This window comes from Vaginella massiliensis (assembly GCF_900089075.1).
Taxonomy (GTDB): Bacteria; Bacteroidota; Bacteroidia; order Flavobacteriales; family Weeksellaceae; genus Weeksella; species Weeksella massiliensis_A.
Genome location: NZ_LT593745.1, coordinates 42802 through 59675 on the forward strand (window position 1 = coordinate 42802; position 16874 = coordinate 59675).

Sequence of the window (16874 nt, forward strand, 5' to 3'; positions counted from 1 at the left end):
AATCTTTTAACAGTTAACAATTATTTACTTGCAGTTGAATCTGCTGGTTCAACATCAGTTGTTGGTGTAGCAGTTGTTGCAGCATTTGCATCACCTCCATTTTTCAAGGTCATTACATATTCTGCCACTCTCCAACGATCTGCAGGTGTTAACTGCGAAGCATAAGAACCCATCGCATTTTTACCATACATGATCACATGATACACACTACCTACTGTAATATCACGCTCAGCATAGGTCGGAACACCTGAGTATGCTTTAGATTTTACAATAGAACCTTGCCCATCTCCTGTAGCGCCATGACAAACTGCACAGTTTTGGCCGTACAACAACTCACCACGCTTCAGATCTGCTTCTCTATTTGCAGGATTCAAGGGAGAGTTGACTGATTTTGATTGAGCATAACCCCCATTCGTATTCGGTAATGTCCATGGTAGAACATCTCCATCATTACGAGCTACCGTACCTTCAACTGGCTCTAGAGCCGACATATTGTGATTATTCTTGAAAACCGGAACATCTGATGACTCTTTATCATTTGGATAAGCAAAATTTGATTTCTGATATGGATCATACGCTGCTGGATAATACATATCTGGCATATAAACTATGCTTGGTTTTCTTTGTTTATCTGAACAAGCAGTTACTAACAAACCACCTGCGAATAAAAATAAGATAGTCTTTTTCATTAGTTCGCTTCTTCAACTTGATTAATACTTTTCTCAACCACAGGTTCATTCGATCTTACAGTTACTTCTTCTGCCCCTGTTTCTACGAATAAATTTTTGATCGTTTCTACGTCATTTGTATGGATTTCAATCAAAAACTTATCGTCGGTGGTTCTAGGGTCTGGGTTTTGTGCTTTGGCTCCAGGATACATTTTGTTTCGAACCAAATAGGTAAGCGACATAAAGTGTGCTGCACAAAAAACCGTCAACTCGAACATCACCGGCACGAAAGCGGGCATATTTTGTCCCCAAGAGAAAGAAGGCTTACCTCCGATATCTTGTGGCCAATCGTGATTCATGAAGAACCACGTCATGGTTACCGCTAGGGTAGTTCCGAATAATCCATAGAAAAATGCGATATCCGAAATACGAGTTTTCTTTAATCCTAATGCTTTATCCAATCCGTGAACTGGAAAAGGTGTATAAACTTCTTCGATCTCAATATTCTTGTTACGAATATTTTTTACTGCCTGCATTAAATCATCGTCGTCTCCGTAAAGACCATAAACGATTTTAGTGTCCGTGATGCTCATCTTCTGTATGATGTTTTTTATAGCTTTCGCCTGATGATTTCAAAATAGTTTTTAATTCTGCCTGTGAAATTACTGGGAATGTACGTGCGTACAACAAGTAAAGTACAAAGAAGAATCCGTTTGTTCCAATGAAGATCCCAACGTCAACCCACGAAGGCATAAACATTGTCCAGCTCGATGGTAAGTAGTCACGAGACAAGTTGATCACGATGATATCAAAACGCTCGAACCACATTCCGATGTTTACAACAATCGAGATGATGAAAGTCCACAAAAATGATCTTCTGATTGATCGTATCCACAATAATCCAGGTACTAAAACATTACATACTATCAATGCCCAGAATGCCCACCAATATGGTCCTGTTGCTGCACCTGGAGAGAAATAGGTAAAGTCTTCGTATCGTGATCCAGAATACCATGCCACCCACAACTCGGTAAGGTAAGCTACTGCTACCATACCACCTGTTACGATGATTACAATATTCATATACTCGATGTGTTTGCGTGTAATATAATCTTCATAGTGCAATACTTTACGCATGACGCTCAACAAAGTTTGCACCATGGCAAATCCAGAGAAGATTGCTCCTGCCACGAAATAAGGTGGATATACGGTAGAGTGCCATCCTTTGATTACCGACGTTGCGAAGTCGAACGATACGATGGTGTGTACCGAGAATACTAACGGCGTACAAAGTCCGGCCAATACAAGAGTAACTTCTTCGAAACGTTGCCAGTGTTTTGCTCTACCTCCCCACCCGAAAGATAGAATGCCGTAAATTTTCTTTGAAAAGGGTTTGGTTGCTCTATCTCGTACCATTGCGAAGTCTGGCATCAAACCTATAAACCAGAATACAACTGATACCGAGAAGTAGGTCGAGATCGCAAACACGTCCCAAAGTAAGGGTGAGTTGAAGTTTGGCCACAAAGAACCAAATTGGTTCGGAATTGGCATTACCCAATAGGCTAACCAAATACGACCCATGTGGATCATAGGGAACATCCCTGCTTGTACTACCGCAAAAATAGTCATGGCTTCGGCAGAACGGTTGACCGACATTCTCCACTTCTGACGGAAGAGTAACAATACCGCAGAAATCAAAGTACCAGCGTGACCAATACCTACCCACCATACGAAGTTGGTAATATCCCAACCCCAGTTAATTGTTCGGTTTAACCCCCAAACTCCAATACCTGTACCTACTGTGTAAAATACACATCCTACAAATAATAGGAATCCTAGAAAGGCTATACCAAAAGCTGTCCACCATAATTTACCAGATCTATTCTCGATAGGACGAGCAATATCTACGGTAATGTCGTGGTAAGACTTATGTCCTAATATTAGAGGTTCTCTAAGAGGTGATTCGTAATGTGACATATCTTATTACCTTATAAAATTCTTTAATAATTAATTATGCTTTTTTCTGTTCTTTTCGGTTTCTTACTTTCACATGATAGAATACATTGGGTTGTGTTCCAACTTCTTCTAACAATACATATGAACGTTCGCTTGCAGATAATTTTTTCACTTCGCTCGATTCATCGTTGATATCACCAAATACCATCGCTCCTGTCGAACATGCTGCAGCACAAGCTGCTGCATCTTTGAATTCGTTATCTGCTACTCTTCTGTTTTCTTTTTTAGCTTTCAAGATTACAGCTTGCGTTTGTTGAATACAGAAAGAACATTTTTCCATTACCCCTCTTGTACGTACTACAACATCTGGGTTCAAAACCATTCGACCAAAATCGTTGTTCATATGGAAATCGAACTTGTCGTTTTGAGCATAATTGAACCAGTTGAAACGTCTTACTTTGTAAGGACAGTTGTTTGCACAGTAACGAGTACCAATACAACGATTGTATGCCATCATATTCTGACCCTGGCGACCGTGTGATGTAGCAGCTACCGGACAAACAGTCTCACAAGGAGCGTGGTTACAGTGCTGACACATGATCGGTTGGAAAATCACATCTGGATTTTCTGCCTGTGGTTGAATCAATAATTTGTACTGTTGTGGTTCATTCAATCCATCGCCGTTTCCATCCATATTTGGACCTTCTAAAGCAACTTTTTGGGTCAAAGTGTTGTCCGTAATATCTGAATAATAGCGGTCTATACGCAACCAATACATATCACGAGACATACGGATTTCGTCTTTACCTACAACTGGTACATTATTTTCTGCTTGACATGCGATAACACAAGCACCACATCCTGTACAAGCATTCATATCGATCGATAATTTGAAGTGTGGTCCAACACTTCTATCATGCGTCGTCCATAGGTCAACTTCTTTTTCAGGAGTCAATCCTTTCCAAGTTGGCATTACGCCCAACTCGTTCCACTCTTCTCTTGGTCTGTTGATGAAATCATCCAACGAAACTTCGCGAGCAATTTCATAACGTCCCATCAATGTTGGTTGTTGTTGCATGTTAGCAAACGGATGCTTGTCTGATGTATTTGATTTCTCTATTGTTACAGCCGTTGCGCCCATCACACCGCGGTACAATGCGTAAGCATTCACCCCAATGTTGTTCCCAACTTTACCAGCATGTGTTCGTCCATAACCCAATGCCAAACCAACAGATCCACGCGCTTGACCAGGCTGAATAAATACTGGAACTTTTTCTAATTTCACTCCGTTCACCGTTAGATCTACATATTCTCCGTCGAATTGCATACGTCCGTTGTGAACATTGTAATTATCTTGAATTTTAATGCCTAAACTTTCTGCATCCAAAGGGTTTACGGTCAAATAATTATCCCATGAGTTACGCGTAACTGGGTCTGGTAATTCTTGCAACCAAGGGTTGTTTGCCTGAGTTCCATCTCCTAAACCAGATTTGGTGTAGAATTGAATTTCCCAAGTTGATGCTTTAGCTTGTGCTAGTTTTGCCGCATAAGGGGTAGCCATACTGGTGTTTCCTACAAAATCAGTGGTTTCAGCAGTTTCATTATATCCGTTATATAATGCTTTATTGAACGCTATTCCCAATTGTGGTAGAATAGTTGATTCCCAATTTTCTTTTAGGTATTCGTAATATGCCGAAACTTTTTGTACCGAGTCTGATGTTGCCATCATCAAGGTTGGATCGTTCGGATCCTCTACTTTCGTTACTACGGATGTACCTTTCAACCAAGTGATCAAAGAGTCTTGGAATTGACGAGAGTCAAAAACTCTAGCAATTGTTGGTTGTTGTAACGAATAAACACCTGTCAGCGGATTGAAATCATTCCATGATTCTAGAGCATGCGTTACTGGTGCTATTAAATCTGCTTCATTTGTGGTTTCATCCATCTTTTCAGACAAGGCCACTTTTAAAGCAATTTTAGCTAAAGCTGATTTTAACGATTTGGCTTGCGATGATGCATACAAAGGATTGGCTTGATATGAAATCAATACGCCAACATTTCCAGCGTTTGCATCTGCAATAAATTGGTTGAACAAACGGTCGTTCGACTCCTTCAATTTTACAGCTTTATTCGTAACTGCGGTAGAACCAAGTATTTGGTTGATGGCAAAAGCAACGGCAAAAGCTTCTTTGGATCCGTCTGCCAATACCACGGCTTTAGAACCTTTAGCTTTTATTTCATTGGCAATTGCGGTAGCCTCTGGGCTTGCCGATCCTCCCGTTAAAACAGTATAAACTTCTGCTAATAATTTTTCTGTATCGGTAAATTTCTTAGGAATACGGGTATCTGCATTGGCACCAGTAAGTGTCATAGCAGATTCAACTTGAATATGGCGCAACATATTTGGTCCTGGTTTGCGTGCAGCTGCGTAAGAGCCTTCCATTCCGCCACCGTTGTAATCTCCTAAGAAATCTGCGTTGAACGACACTACCAATTCTGACGACGAAAAGTCATAGAAAGGTAATTCTCTTTTTCCGAAAATATCTTCTGCTGCATCTAAAGCATTAGAATAGCTTACTGCATCAAAGATTACGTGTTCAACATTTGGGTATTTTGATTTGAAGTCTTGAATCAATTTTTTTGTAGTAGGCGATGGCAATGAGCTGGTGAGGATCACTGCTTTTTTTCCTCCTAAATTATTCAAGGCATTCACAACTTTTGTATCAAGATCTTTCCAAGAAGTTGCTTTGAAACTATTTGCCCCTGTTTTCACCAACGGATTTTTCACCTTATCTGCATCATATAATGATAATACCGACGCTTGTACTCTAGCATTTGTAGAACCATAGAATTTTGCGTCTTTATTAGCATCGATACGAATAGGTCTTCCTTCACGCGTTCTCACCAATACATTTGCATAATCGTAACCATCGAAAATGGTTGATGCATAGTATGTTGGCACACCTGGTGTAACATCATTGGGTTTCACTACGTAAGGAACAGACTTTACGATTGGTGCTTCACAGGCTGCTAATGTAACTGCAGCTGTACTAAATCCTAAGATTTTCAAAAAGTCACGTCGTGAAGTCTTCGTATTCTCCATGGCATTTTGGTTGCCTAAGAATTCATCAACAGGAATTTCTTCTGCAAACTCATTGGTAGTCAACTGTTCGTTCAAATTAGAATCAGTTAACTCCTCAAAACTTCTCCAGTAATTTTTCTTCGAAGCCATTTATAGTCCTCTTTTAATTATATTAATAATGACATTTACCACACTCTAAACCACCGATAGCATCAACTGTAATTTTCGTTGCGTCACCGTATTGTTTTTTCAATTTCTCGTGTAGCTCTGCGTAATATTCTTTATTGTACTCATTGTTCATGTCAACCTCTGTTGTACGGTGACATTCGATACACCATCCCATAGTGAAGTCGTTCGCCATTTTCACTTCGTTCATTTGGTTCACTTGTCCGTGACACGCAAAACAAACTTGACTGTCTGCACTTAGGTTAAGCTCTTTTGCATTTGGGATTGTTCCTTCTTGAATTGCTTTTAAAATTGCTTTTTCACCTGCAACAACGTGTTGTGCATGAGAGAAATAAACAAAATCTGGCATGTTGTGGATTCTCACCCATTCGATTGGTTTTTGATTTCCTTCGTATTTGTTTGTTTCCGGATTCCAACCGATTGCTTTATACATTTTTTGGATTTCACCAGTATAGAATTTTTTCACATCATCTGCAGAGGCGAATTTTCCAGAATTCACTAACTCTTCTTCGAAGTAATCTCCGCGATATTCTTTGATTGTTTTGTGACAATTCATACAAACATTGGTAGACGGGATTCCTGACACTTTGCCATATTTTGCAGAACTGTGACAGTATTGACAATCGATTCCTTGGATGTCTGCGTGAACTTTATGCGAGAAATAGATCGGTTGTTCTGGCTCGTAACCTTTATCTACTCCAATTCCCATCAATCCCCAATACACAGCGTAAAGAACGATCAGCCCTAACAATCCTAAACCTGCCAAACCTACTGGCTTGTATTTTTGAACCATTTCGTTGAACGAAACAGCCTTATTCAAGGTATCTTCTGTCAAACTTCCTGCTCGTGTTGCGCTTACCAACGCATTTACGCGCAATAAAATCCACAACAACAAGGCTGCTAAAACAACAAATCCGACTGCAATGACACCCGTGTTGGCTGAACCACCATCAGATTTTGCTGGAGCATTGGCTGCCTCAGCTGCTTTTTTAGCATCTTCAAAAGCTTGTTGCCCACCTTCAGGATCAGAAGTGTACGCCAAGATATCATCAATATCCGAATCGCTCAACGATGTAAACGCCAACATCTCTTGGTTGTTGTATTTTGCGTACACCTCGTTTGCATATCGGTCTCCCGATTCTCTTAACGCTTTGTTGTCTTTAATCCATAAATGCAACCAATCTGTACCAAGCCCTTGCTCTTCTTGCAAGCGACTCACAACATTTCTCATTTCTGGACCAATTAACTGCCCATCGATTTGGTGACACGCTGTACAATGAGTGTTGAATAAATCGTACCCATTTCCAGCATCTCCCTGAGCATTAGCAATGGAGAAACCAGCCATCATAGCCACTGCACTCCATAGACGTAACCTTGTTAGAATTCTTGCCTTCATTTACTTATTATAAGTTCGTTGTTTTCTTAGTTAAAATTTGAACGCTTTATTGCAGACAAAAATAGGCTCAATACTTAATAAAATCATAAAGAAACGGTAATGAACTTTATCATTTTGACCAATTTAAAACTATTCTAAATAACAACAATCCAAGTTTTTATCCGAAAACGCTACTATAACAATCAATTCGAACAAGATAAATGAGATTAAGAAATTAATTTGGAATAGTTTTCGAATGAAACATTTATATTTGTAAAAATTTTTAATCCTCAATCTACATGAAGAATTTATTTTCATTACTCATTGTTTTCCTATGCTCAATTAGTTTTGCACAAGAAACAATCGATACACTGATTGTACAAAATAATGGTACAGTAATGATTGAAATGGACCCAGAAATAAATCGCTACATTACTTCTATAGAAAAAACATCTTGCCCAGTCGCAAGCACAAGACCTGCACCCACAACGAACACGTCGAGACCAAAACCAAACACCTCTGACCCTTGCGCTGGAAAAACACAAATGCCGGGCTACAAAATACAAGTCTATTACTCAAAAGACCGTGCACAAGCCAACAAAGTAAAAGAAGAATTCTCGAGAAGTTTCCCTTCTTTCTCGGCCGAAACCGCATATATGGCACCAGACTACCGCGTGTTGGTGGGTGATTATTTCACGAGAAGTTCTGCAAACGCCGATATCAGAAAAATAAAAGGAAAATACAACAGCGCCTTTCCTATACAATACCGCATTCTGTGTAGAAGAGCAAAATAATTTTCGAACGAGCAACGCATCAATTTTGATGCGTTTGGCTTTTTCAACTATTTTTTACAATAATCTATTTAAGATAATTTAAGGTTATTCTTATAGATGATTGTGCTTTATATTTTAAGTCGAATTTACAAGCTGAAACCTAAATTATTTCCGACAGCAAAAATGCATTCTTGATTAGAATTTTAGGATAATGATAACCAAAACTTCCACTTAGAATCTTTAATTTTGACTAAAATTAGCATTTAACCGATTTATTATTTCATGATTGTAAAATTTCCGATAAAACACTTTCTACTCGCTTCCGGGCTTTCTATCTTCTCACCGAGCTGTGCTCAAAAACAGCCGAACAACGAAAACGAAATAGAAGTTGATGAAACGCAACAAACCAATGCCGAAAAAGTGAGGCAATTTTCTGATGAGGAATTATTAGGCAAAGCAAATCCGACCATGAAAGGAAAAGATTACCATTTGCTACCAGAAGTTGCCGATGCATTCGAAGCGATGCGAGCTGAAGCCAAAAAAGCAGGTTTCAATATTCGGGTGGTGTCAAGTTATCGAAATTTTACATATCAAAAAGGGATTTGGGAGAGAAAATTTAAAGCCAACAAAAATCGAGGTTTATCGACCGAAGAAAACATCAGAAAAATAATTGAATATTCGACAATTCCTGGAACTTCTCGCCACCATTGGGGAACCGATTTGGACATCATCGACATCAGTAAAGGCTATCCAAAAGATCCGTTGCACGAAAAACACTTCAATGCGGGTGGGCAAATGCATGCATTCAAGGTATGGCTAGACGAAAACGCCGAAAAATTTGGTTTTTATCTGGTGTATACCAACGATGAAAATCGTAAAGGTTTCAAATACGAACCGTGGCATTTTTCGTACAAAAAAATCAGTCAGCCCATGTTGCAAGAATACCTCACCTTAGACATCACTAACCTATTGAAAAAAAACAAATTATCGGGAAGTGATGCTTTTGACGAATTATTTATACAACAATATATTAACGATAATATTTTGGACATCAATCCATCATTAAAATAAGCATTCAAAAATACCTTAATGCAAAAACACCTTATCAATAACTATGCAAAATCCTTTATTAGAAAAATTTGAATTTCCGCCTTTTTCTAAAATTAAAACAGTAGACTACAAACCTGCAATTTTACAAGCAATCGAGCTTGCACGACAAGAAATAGATAGCATCGCCAACAACTCCGAAACGCCAAATTTTCGCAACACCATAGAAGCGATGGAATTATCGGGAGAGACACTCAACAGGGCGACTTCTATATTTTTTAACCTGAATTCTGCCGAAACAACAGACGAAATGCAACAAATCGCACAAGAAATTTCGCCTGCGTTGAGCGAGTTTGCCAACGATATACGCCTGAATCAGCATTTGTTCGAACGAGTGAAGCAAGTTTACGAAAACCGTGAGAACGAAGATTTGACCGATGAACAAAATTATTTGCTTTCCAAACAATATAAATCTTTTGCAAGAAATGGTGCAAATCTCTCGCCAGAGGAGCAACAAAAACTTAGAGAAATAGACAAAGAACTTGCACAATTGACCTTGAAATTTGGCGAAAACGTGCTCGCCGAAACCAATGCTTATCATTTGCAAATCGATGATAAATCGCTTTTAGAAGGTTTGCCCGATTATGTGAAAGATCAAGCACAGGAAACCGCTAAAACTCAAGGAAAAACAGGATGGATTTTTACTCTGCAAGCACCGAGTTACCTGCCGTTTATGCAATACGCCAAAAACAGAGAATTGAGAGAAAAGATGTATTTGGCAAACGGTACAAAAGGTTTTCAGGAGAATGCGTTCAACAACGAAAAAAATATTTTGAAAATTGTAAATCTTCGTCATCAACGAGCGCAATTGTTGGGTTATAAAAGTCATGCCGATTATGTATTGGAAGAGCGAATGGCAAAAAATCCCGAGACAGTAAACGAATTCTTGAACGATCTTTTGCAAAAAGCTAAACCTTTTGCAGAAAAAGAAATCGAGAATTTATCGAAATTCGCAGAGAAAACCGAAGGCATCAACCCGTTGCAACCATGGGATCACGCGTATTTTGCAGAAAAATTAAAACAGCAAAAATTTAGTCTGTCGGATGAAGAATTGAAGCCTTACTTCAAGTTAGAAAATGTAATAAACGGAGCATTCGAAGTGGCTAAAAAACTTTTTGGTCTACAATTTGTCGAAAACGCCGAAATCGATACTTATCATCCAGATGTAAAAGTTTATGACGTGCTCGATGCGCAAAACAATCGAATAAGCGTCTTGTACACCGATTTCTTCCCTAGACCTGGGAAAAGACCTGGAGCGTGGATGACAACTTTTCGTGATGGTTCTAAAGTCAACAACCATCAAAAAATTCCGCAAGTTTCCATTGTTTGCAATTTCACACCACCCACTGCATCCACGCCTTCGCTGTTGACATTTTTAGAGGTGACCACGTTGTTTCATGAATTTGGGCACGCATTGCACGCAATGTTGGCCAACACCACTTACGAGAGTTTGGCAGGAACGAATGTCTATTGGGATTTTGTAGAATTACCTTCACAGTTTTTAGAAAATTATTGTTACGAACCCGAAGCGCTACAACTTTTTGCCAAGCATTACGAAACAGGTGAAATCATTCCGCAGGATTTGATTGACAAGGTAAAAAATGCAGCCAATTTTATGGAAGGATACCAAACGGTACGCCAACTAAGTTTTGGGCTGTTGGATATGGCTTGGCACGCTGCAGACCCGTCGGGGATTGACGATGTTTATCAATACGAACAACAAACATTCGACTCTACACGCTTGTATCCGGTGATGCATCGTACCAATATGAGCACTTCTTTTTCGCATATTTTCCAAGGCGGATATTCTTCTGGATATTATTCGTACAAATGGGCCGAAGTTTTGGATGCAGATGCGTTTGCTTATTTCAAAGAAAATGGAATTTTCAACGCCGAAATTGCAAAGAAATATTACACTCTTCTCTCTAGTGGTGGAACGGTAGAACCGATGAAGCTTTACGAAAACTTCAGAGGTAAAAAACCAAATAACGAAGCCTTGCTAAAACGCGCTGGAATTCTAAGATAAAAACAAAAAACTCAACTTTTCAGTTGAGTTTTTTGTTATTTCAAAGCCTCTAAGATTGCTTTATTGAACCTTGCGAGGTCTGCTGGAGTTCTGGAGGTAATAAGATTTCCATCGATTACGACATCTTTATCAATCCAATTTGCCCCAGCATTGGTCAAATCTTTCTGAATCGATTTGTAAGAAGTAAGTGTCTTGCCCTTAATTACTTCTGCTTCTATCAGACTTTGTGGTCCGTGACAAATGGCAGCAATAGTTTTTTTAGCATCCATAAAATCTTTGATCAGCTGCATCGATCTTTTACATTCTCGCAATTGATCAGGATTCAGCACGCCACCAGGCAAAATAAGCGCATCATAATCAGAGACTTTCACCTCTTCTTTGTTAATGTTCCGATCTACCGTAAACTCTTCACCCCAATTCGTTTCTGCCCACGATTTTATCGGATCATCGACTGGCGATACAATATCTACCTTGTATCCGGCATCTTCTAAGACCTTTTTAGGCGAAGTCAATTCTACTTCTTCAAAACCTTCTGCTGTTAATATCGCAACTCTTTTATTCATATCGTACATTTTTTTCCTTCTCAAGCTGCAACTTTCATTCCTACTTGATCGTTTGTGAACTATATTTTTTTACAATTTATAACAATAATATCTCCTTTGATTAAATTTTAGTAAAATTTTAACTAAAAACCGGGCAACGCTCTAATAAAAATCATCGAAAAATAACCTGAAATTCTAACGAACTAACCTATTTTTGTATGTCAAAATCTAAAGATGAATAAAATAGAGAAATTTTTCTTTTCGACTCGAACAATGGCAGTCCTTTTATTGGTCTATGCCATCGCGATGGCGATTGCCACTTTTGTTGAAAATGATTACGATACCATGACTGCAAAAGCTTTGATTTATGAAGCGAAATGGTTCGAAATTTTGATGGTTTGGTTGATCGTTCTTTTTATTGCCAATATCAAACGATACGATTTGTGGTCGTTCAAAAAACTGCCAGTTTTCGTTTTTCATATTGCATTTTTATTCATTTTTATTGGTGGTGCGGTAACCCGATACATTTCGTTCGAAGGGCAAATGCCTATTGCAGAGGGCGAAACGACAAACGAAATCATATCAGACAAATCGTATTTCAAATTGATCATAGACGACGAAGAACAGCGTTTGGCGTATGACAATCACGAATATCAAGTAACTTATTTCGATCGAAAAGACAGCACTTCTGCCCTTTTCTATCGCCATTTCGAAGGGAAATACCAATTCAAAGACAAATTGGTCAAACTCAAAACATTCGACTATATCCCGCATGCGCTTGACACGATTGTAAAAACCAATTCGGGCGAACGAATTTTGGAGTTGGTGACGGTGGGTCAAAACGGACGCCAATCTGTTTTTATTAGAAGCGGAGAAATTAAAAGTGTAAACGGTTTGTTGGTAACCTTCAACCGCCCGATGGAAGGAAGCATCCAGATACGTGAAGACGCAAACGGACAAATGTGGATCAAATCGCCGTTCGAAGGTGAGTATGTTGCGATGCAAGGTCAACAAATGGGAATGATTACCGATGAAGAAAAATTCAAAGCTGGAGCTGGAAAATTGAGTTTCAACACCGAAGAACCTTTCAGATTGCGATCGCTATACGCTATCCAAGACATACAATTTGTTGCGCCTTTGCCTCCGTTTACGGGTAAAGTACAATATTCTCAAGGATCGAAATTCAAACAAGATGAGAAAGATTTGCCTGGAGCAATCTTTGCAGAAGTTTCGGTTGGCGACAAAAAAGATACCGTTGTAATCGTTGGCGGTCGCGGACAAACCAATTATACCGCAGACACCACGCTCGACGGACTGAATATTTCGCTTGGATATGGCTCTAAAGCAGTAAAAATTCCATTCAGCATACGATTGGATGATTTCATTTTAGAGCGTTATCCGGGCTCTACCAATCCATCTTCTTTCGAGAGTAAAATTACCGTAATAGACGATGGCAAAGAAACGCCTGAACATATTTATATGAACAATGTGATGGATCATAAAGGTTATCGATTTTTCCAAGCAAGTTATTTCCCAAATGAACAAGGAACTATACTTTCTGTGAACCAAGATTGGTGGGGAACAAATATTACCTATTTAGGTTATTTCTTATTATTTACCAGTATGTTTGTCACCTTGTTTTGGAAGGGAACCCGATTCTGGCAGTTGAATGCTTTGTTGAAAAGTCTTCATCAAAAAAAGACCAACGTCTTGATTCCTTTATTTTTAATCAGCTCGTTGACTTTCGCTCAGACAACAGATAATCAGCAACATATTCACGCACAAGAAGAATCAGCTACCGTTCATACTCCTGAACAGGTGCAATCGTTTGCCAAAGAAATGGACAATCCGCAAGAGTTGGTGAGCAAAATAAAAATTCCTAAAGCACATGCCGAACGCTTTGGCCATCTTATGATTCAAGATTATGAGGGGAGAATCAAACCCATCAATACGCAATCGTTGGACATCCTGAGAAAAATTTATAAAAAAGATAAATACCATGGATTGAGTTCGGATCAGTGGTTTATAGCCATTCAGCTAGACCCGGCGTATTGGGCAAATGCACCGATAATCAAAGTGAACAATTCTGGCGGTCCAGAACTGAAACGCTTGACCAAAGCCAATGATGAGGGCTATACTTCGCTAATGAACCTCATCGACCCAAAAACGACTCGCTATGTTTTGGATGAACAATACAATAAATCATTTTCTAAAAAACCTGCCGAGCGTTCAAAATTCGACAACGAAGTGATCAACGTAACCGAGCGATTCAATATTCTAGACAATACTGCGAAAGGCTATCAGTTGAAGATTATCCCGGTACAAAACGACCCTTCGGAGCGCTGGACTTCTTGGATTTATCAAGGCAAAGAAAATCCAGTAGAAATCGACACCATGGCATTGGGGCTTATCAGCGTCTACTTCAACATGGTATCCAAAGGAATCGAATCGGGCGATTGGAGACCAGCAGACAATGCGATCAATTACATCGAAGATTATCAGCACAAATGGGGTAAAAATGTAATTCCTTCAGCCAAAAAAATAGAAGTTGAGGTGATGTATAACAAAGCAAACATTTTCTTTTGGATCATGATTGCTTATACCTTTATTGGTGGAGCTTTGGTCATATTAGCATTCGTCCAACTCTTCAGAGAATCGAAATTCTTGAAATACCTGACCAATTTCTTCATCCTTCTTACCATTATTGTTTTCGCAATACAAGCGATAGGATTGGGCGTAAGATGGTACCTTACTGGTCACGCACCCTGGTCCAACGGTTACGAAGCCATCGTCTTTATCTCGTGGGTAGGTGTATTGTCTGGACTTATTTTACACAAGAATAGAAATGCTTTTATACCCGCAACAGGCGCTATGGTGGCAGTCATCATGATGGGATTTGCACACGGTGGCTCTATGCTCGACCCACAAATTACACCCTTGGTACCCGTACTCAAATCTTATTGGCTCATCATTCACGTTGCTATCATCGTGTCGAGTTACGGTTTCTTTGGTCTAAGTGCAGTCTTGTCTGTTTTCTCATTGATTATGATGCTGTTTAAATCCAACGAAAAAATAAAAATCTCGCTGAAAGAAATGGCGTACGTAAACGAAATATCCCTCACCATTGGAATCTTTCTGCTTACCGTAGGAACTTTCTTGGGCGGAATGTGGGCAAACGAATCTTGGGGACGATACTGGTCATGGGACCCGAAAGAAACTTGGGCATTCATCTCGGTTATAGTCTACGCTTTTGTACTGCACATGCGTTTGGTTCCAGGCTTACGCGGATTGTGGACGTATAACATTGCGGCGATGTGGTCTATTTGGACCGTCATCATGACATATTTCGGCGTGAATTATTACCTATCAGGGCTACATTCCTACGCTGCAGGCGACCCCATTCCAATTCCACTTTGGGTTTATCTCACAGCGCTGGGAATGCTTTTGCTAAGCGTAGCTTCTAGAATAGGATACAAAAAATCTCATCAAAAATAGAAAAAAGCACTTATGGTGCTTTTTTTGTACATTTATAATTAAAAAAACATGATAAAATACATTTCAATCAGCCTAATTGCCCTGAGTTTTCTAGCTTGCAACGCACAGAAACAAGATAAAAACCTCAATTTACAAAAAGAAAAAAGCATGCATTTACCCAATATTTATTCCTACAGCTTCGAAGATATAAACGGCGAAACCTATAATTTTGCCGACCTAAAAGGTAAAAAAATAATCATCGTCAATACGGCTTCGAAATGCGGATACACCAAGCAATACGAGGGATTGGAACGCATTTATCAGCGATACAAAGACCAAGGTTTAATGGTCATCGGCTTTCCATCAGACAATTTCATGGGACAAGAATACGACAACAACGAAGAGATTGCAAACTTCTGCAAACTGAATTATGGCGTTACTTTTCCGCTCATGACCAAAAGCGATGTAAAAGGAAAAAATCAGAATGAAATTTTCAAATTCTTGACTAAAAAAGAATTGAACGGATTAGAAGATGCGACAGTCGGCTGGAATTTCCATAAATTTCTGATCAACGAAGACGGAACCCTCGCAACCGATTATCCATCGAAAGTTGAACCCGAAAGCGAAGAAATCATCGCTTGGATCGAAAATAAATAATAACCTCAATGAAATTGGACATCTTAGCCATCGGAGCGCATCCAGACGATGTAGAATTGGGCTGTGGCGGCACCATTGCCAAATTGATTGCCAACGGTAAAAAAGTTGGTATTGTAGACCTCACACAGGGCGAACTCGGCACGCGAGGCACAGCAGAAATCCGAAAACAAGAGGCAGAAGACGCCGCAGAAATATTGGGCATAACGGTGAGAGAGAATTTAGGTTTTTCCGACGGATTCTTCACCGATGATCCCGAACATCAACTAAAATTGGTCGAAGTCATCAGAAAATACAAACCCGAAATCATTCTGAGCAACGCGCCTCACGATCGACACCCAGATCATGGCAAAGCCTCTAAGCTAATCGATACTGCGGTTTTTCTTGCGGGCTTACCAAAAATCGAAACCAATGAGCCGGCATGGCGACCAAACAAACACTTCCACTACATTCAATGGTTACCGCTCGAACCAACATTTGTGATGGACATCAGTGGTTTTTTGGACAAAAAAGTAGCCTCTTGCATGGCGTATCAGACCCAATTTTACAACCCAAAATTGAACGACCAGCCCGCTACAGCAATTTCGTCTGAAAATTTCACCAACTCTATCCGCTATCGAGCTTGGGACTTAGGTCGATTGATTGGCACGGAGGCAGGCGAAGGATTTATCGCTCGTAGATACATTGGCGTTCAATCACTTGATGATATTATTTAATCTTTTCTACATTTTTTCTTTGATATTACAAGATTTCAATATTATATTTGCACTCCAATTACGGTGGTTGTAGCTCAGTTGGTTAGAGCGTCGGATTGTGGTTCCGAAGGTCGTGGGTTCGAGACCCATCATCCACCCAAAAACTTTAGAATTTAGTTTCAAAAGAAAATTCGTCACATGGTGGTTGTAGCTCAGTTGGTTAGAGCGTCGGATTGTGGTTCCGAAGGTCGTGGGTTCGAGACCCATCATCCACCCTGCAAAGGCTAATCTGCTTAGGTTAGCCTTTTTTATTCTCTATTTTTCATCAGCTCTATT

General features: G+C 39.6%; 12 protein-coding genes and 2 tRNA genes. 8 read left to right on the forward strand and 6 right to left on the reverse strand.

Annotation, left to right across the window (positions count from 1 at the left end):
- Positions 1–20: 20 nt before the first annotated feature.
- The 5 genes from BN8061_RS00205 to BN8061_RS00225 all read right to left on the reverse strand — a co-directional run bounded on the left by BN8061_RS00205 (position 21) and on the right by BN8061_RS00225 (position 7288).
- A complete protein-coding gene (locus BN8061_RS00205; protein ID WP_235802655.1) occupies positions 21–602 on the reverse strand; it encodes a cytochrome c in 582 nt (193 codons plus the stop codon).
- 86 nt (positions 603–688) lie between these two features.
- Positions 689–1261, reverse strand: coding sequence for a DUF3341 domain-containing protein (locus BN8061_RS00210; protein WP_394330287.1), 573 nt, complete (start codon positions 1259–1261; stop codon positions 689–691).
- Entirely contained in the window at positions 1242–2645 is a 1404-nt protein-coding gene (nrfD, locus tag BN8061_RS00215; RefSeq protein ID WP_068595164.1) for an NrfD/PsrC family molybdoenzyme membrane anchor subunit, read from the reverse strand. Before nrfD ends, BN8061_RS00210 begins: the two co-directional genes overlap by 20 nt.
- A gap of 34 nt (positions 2646–2679) precedes the next feature.
- Positions 2680–5856 (reverse strand): TAT-variant-translocated molybdopterin oxidoreductase, encoded by a 3177-nt coding sequence (locus tag BN8061_RS00220; protein WP_068595167.1) that lies wholly within the window; start codon positions 5854–5856, stop codon positions 2680–2682.
- Positions 5857–5878: 22 nt separating this feature from the next.
- Positions 5879–7288 carry a c-type cytochrome gene (locus BN8061_RS00225; protein ID WP_068595168.1) on the reverse strand — a complete coding sequence of 470 codons (1410 nt, stop codon included), beginning with the start codon at positions 7286–7288 and terminating at the stop codon, positions 5879–5881.
- Positions 7289–7566: 278 nt separating this feature from the next.
- On the opposite strand from BN8061_RS00225, the gene BN8061_RS00230 reads away from it, so the two are divergent.
- From BN8061_RS00230 to BN8061_RS00240, 3 genes are all read left to right on the forward strand, one after another.
- Positions 7567–8061: an SPOR domain-containing protein gene (locus BN8061_RS00230; RefSeq protein ID WP_068595170.1), complete on the forward strand. Its 495-nt coding sequence runs from the start codon at positions 7567–7569 to the stop codon at positions 8059–8061.
- A gap of 261 nt (positions 8062–8322) precedes the next feature.
- Positions 8323–9111, forward strand: coding sequence for a M15 family metallopeptidase (locus BN8061_RS00235; RefSeq protein ID WP_068595172.1), 789 nt, complete (start codon positions 8323–8325; stop codon positions 9109–9111).
- 43 nt (positions 9112–9154) lie between these two features.
- Positions 9155–11173 carry a M3 family metallopeptidase gene (locus BN8061_RS00240; protein WP_068595174.1) on the forward strand — a complete coding sequence of 673 codons (2019 nt, stop codon included), beginning with the start codon at positions 9155–9157 and terminating at the stop codon, positions 11171–11173.
- Between the two features lie 35 nt (positions 11174–11208).
- On the opposite strand, the gene BN8061_RS00245 is transcribed toward BN8061_RS00240, so the two are convergent.
- Positions 11209–11736, reverse strand: a complete 528-nt coding sequence (locus BN8061_RS00245; RefSeq protein WP_068595537.1) for a DJ-1/PfpI/YhbO family deglycase/protease — start codon at positions 11734–11736, stop codon at positions 11209–11211.
- Positions 11737–11949: 213 nt separating this feature from the next.
- Here BN8061_RS00245 and ccsA point away from each other — a divergent pair, with 213 nt between their 5' ends.
- The 5 genes from ccsA (at position 11950) to BN8061_RS00270 (ending at position 16813) form a co-directional block, all read left to right on the forward strand.
- Complete coding sequence (gene ccsA, locus BN8061_RS00250; RefSeq protein WP_068595177.1) at positions 11950–15210, forward strand: cytochrome c biogenesis protein CcsA; 3261 nt, start codon at positions 11950–11952, stop codon at positions 15208–15210.
- A gap of 48 nt (positions 15211–15258) precedes the next feature.
- The gene (locus BN8061_RS00255) at positions 15259–15846 is read left to right on the forward strand and encodes a glutathione peroxidase (RefSeq protein ID WP_068595179.1); all 588 of its coding nucleotides are present in this window, start codon (positions 15259–15261) and stop codon (positions 15844–15846) included.
- A gap of 8 nt (positions 15847–15854) precedes the next feature.
- Positions 15855–16559 (forward strand): bacillithiol biosynthesis deacetylase BshB1, encoded by a 705-nt coding sequence (bshB1, locus tag BN8061_RS00260; RefSeq protein WP_068595181.1) that lies wholly within the window; start codon positions 15855–15857, stop codon positions 16557–16559.
- 63 nt (positions 16560–16622) lie between these two features.
- Positions 16623–16696 (forward strand) — tRNA-His (locus BN8061_RS00265).
- 43 nt (positions 16697–16739) lie between these two features.
- A tRNA-His gene (locus tag BN8061_RS00270) sits at positions 16740–16813 on the forward strand.
- Positions 16814–16874 lie beyond the last annotated feature (61 nt).

Excerpts from the sequence above, each read along its gene's own strand:
- bshB1 (WP_068595181.1), top strand. The coding sequence starts at position 15,855 with ATGAAATTGGACATCTTAGCCATCGGAGCGCATCCAGACGATGTAGAA.
- BN8061_RS00245 (WP_068595537.1), bottom strand. The coding sequence starts at position 11,736 with ATGAATAAAAGAGTTGCGATATTAACAGCAGAAGGTTTTGAAGAAGTA.
- BN8061_RS00225 (WP_068595168.1), bottom strand. The coding sequence starts at position 7,288 with ATGAAGGCAAGAATTCTAACAAGGTTACGTCTATGGAGTGCAGTGGCT.
- BN8061_RS00255 (WP_068595179.1), top strand. The coding sequence starts at position 15,259 with ATGATAAAATACATTTCAATCAGCCTAATTGCCCTGAGTTTTCTAGCT.
- BN8061_RS00210 (WP_394330287.1), bottom strand. The coding sequence starts at position 1,261 with ATGAGCATCACGGACACTAAAATCGTTTATGGTCTTTACGGAGACGAC.
- nrfD (WP_068595164.1), bottom strand. The coding sequence starts at position 2,645 with ATGTCACATTACGAATCACCTCTTAGAGAACCTCTAATATTAGGACAT.
- BN8061_RS00235 (WP_068595172.1), top strand. The coding sequence starts at position 8,323 with ATGATTGTAAAATTTCCGATAAAACACTTTCTACTCGCTTCCGGGCTT.
- BN8061_RS00230 (WP_068595170.1), top strand. The coding sequence starts at position 7,567 with ATGAAGAATTTATTTTCATTACTCATTGTTTTCCTATGCTCAATTAGT.
- BN8061_RS00220 (WP_068595167.1), bottom strand. The coding sequence starts at position 5,856 with ATGGCTTCGAAGAAAAATTACTGGAGAAGTTTTGAGGAGTTAACTGAT.
- BN8061_RS00240 (WP_068595174.1), top strand. The coding sequence starts at position 9,155 with ATGCAAAATCCTTTATTAGAAAAATTTGAATTTCCGCCTTTTTCTAAA.
- ccsA (WP_068595177.1), top strand. The coding sequence starts at position 11,950 with ATGAATAAAATAGAGAAATTTTTCTTTTCGACTCGAACAATGGCAGTC.
- BN8061_RS00205 (WP_235802655.1), bottom strand. The coding sequence starts at position 602 with ATGCCAGATATGTATTATCCAGCAGCGTATGATCCATATCAGAAATCA.